Genomic DNA, 1,923 nt, shown 5'->3' on the forward strand with positions numbered 1-1,923 from the left:
GTTCCGGCACCACCGAAATGAAGAACTCGTTATTCAAGTCCGGCTACCTGGAGCAGTGCCGCAAGTACTGCCCGTCCCTGACCCTCGATGACCTGCTGCCCTACGAGGCCGGTATCCGTGCCCAGGCGGTGATGCGTGACGGCAGCCTGGTGCACGACTTTCTGTTCGCCCAAACCTCACGAATGCTGCATGTGTGCAATGCGCCCTCGCCGGCCGCCACCTCAGCCATGCCCATCGGCGCGATGATCGCCGACCGCCTGTTCCACCCCCAGTAAGACCGCACCGCCCGTTCACCCAACAATAACTACAAAGACCCAGAAGGAAGTCCAGCATGTCGGCATCCGCCTCCATCCCCGGTACCGAAACGCCCGAACAAACCCGCAAGCGCCTACGCAAAGTAGCCGCCGCCACCATCTTCGGCTCGATGCTGGAGTGGTACGACTTTTACCTGTACGCCACCATGGCGGCGATTGTGTTTTCGAAGATCTTCTTCGATAACAGCGACCCGAAGACTGCCACGCTGATGGCCTTTTCGACCTTTGCCATCGGCTTTATCGCCCGCCCCTTCGGCGGCATCCTGTTTGGCTACCTGGGCGACAAGTTCGGGCGCAAGCAAGTGCTGGTGCTGACCTTCTGCCTGATGGGCGTGTGCACCACCTTGATCGGCTTGATCCCCAGCTACGCCTCCATCGGCATCTGGGCCCCGATCCTGCTGGTGTTTATCCGCATCATCCAGGGCCTGGGCGCGGGTGCCGAGCTGTCGGGCGCGGCGGTCACCTCCTACGAACACGCCTCCCAGGGCAAGCGTGGCAGCCAGGGCGCCTGGCCGGCACTGGGCCTGAACCTGGGCTTGTTGCTGTCCTCGCTGACCATTTACCTGCTGACCATCAACGGCAACGAGTTCCTGCTGGCCGGCGGCTGGCGTATTCCGTTTATCTGCAGCATCGTGCTGGTGGGCGTCGGCCTGTGGGTGCGCAACAGCATTCCGGAGACCCCACAGTTCGAAGCGCTGAGCACGGAAAAAGCCAAGGCCAAGCCATCGCCTCTCAAAGCCTTGTTCAAGAATGACCTCAAGGGCCTCGCCGTGGTGTTTTTTGTCGCGATTGGCTACAACGCCCTGAGCTACATCTTCAAGACCTTCTCCCTGGCGTACCTGACCCAATTCAAAGGCGTGGACGTGCATGTCACCTCGCTGTCGGTGACCATCGCCAGCCTGGTAGCCATCGTCGCCGTGCCCTGCTTCGGCTGGCTGTGTGACAAGTGGAGCAGCAAGACCGTGTTGATGCTCGGCGGGCTGTGCTCGCTGTTGTTCGCCTACCCGTTCCTGGCCCTGCTCAACAGTGGTGAAAGCCTGATGATTTACCTCGCCATCGGGGTGGGCACCGGTATCCTCGCGCCGATGATGTTTGCGCCCCAGGGCTCGTTCCTGAGCCGGCAGTTCCCGACGCAAACGCGCTCATCGGGCTTTGGCACCGGGCGGGAGATCGGCACCGCCATTGCCGGTGGCCTGGCACCGCTGGGCGCGCTGTCGATGGTAGCGGCCTCGGCCACCCACTCCACCGATGGCGTGGTGGTGATCCTCGCGATTTCTGCGTTGTTGGTGGTGGTGTTTGCCCTCTGCGATCAGGGCGCGAAACACTCGACATTCAAGAACTGAGGAAAAAAAGTTCGGACCAACGGGTGCATGGATGCACCTGGATCGCGCATCATGGGCACTTTCAAGCTCAAGGGTAACGTCCATGCGCGTTCTGTCATTGATGATGGGTCTTACGACGCTGGCCGCCACTACGGTGTTCTGCGCCAGCGCGATGGCGAATGAAGAAAGTCAGTTAGTCCAACAGATCAACCAATACCGCAGCCAGGTACAACGCTGCGGTGACCAGGGTTCCCAGGAGCTGCCGCCGCTGGCCAGCGATACACGGC

1 protein-coding gene and 2 pseudogenes are annotated in these 1,923 nt (G+C 61.3%); all 3 read left to right on the plus strand.

The features are described 5' to 3' along the window. Positions 1 to 275 (plus strand): annotated as a pseudogene (locus tag GIW04_RS30325) (FAD-dependent oxidoreductase); the annotation flags it as partial. Positions 276 to 331: 56 nt separating this feature from the next. Continuing rightward, positions 332 to 1,657: an MFS transporter gene (locus tag GIW04_RS30330; protein WP_014718679.1), complete on the plus strand. Its 1,326-nt coding sequence runs from the start codon at positions 332 to 334 to the stop codon at positions 1,655 to 1,657. Between the two features lie 82 nt (positions 1,658 to 1,739). Then, positions 1,740 to 1,923: pseudogene (locus GIW04_RS30335) on the plus strand (CAP domain-containing protein); the annotation flags it as partial.

It is taken from the genome of Pseudomonas sp. PA-4-8C (assembly GCF_021606625.1).
GTDB lineage: Bacteria > Pseudomonadota > Gammaproteobacteria > Pseudomonadales > Pseudomonadaceae > Aquipseudomonas > Aquipseudomonas lactis.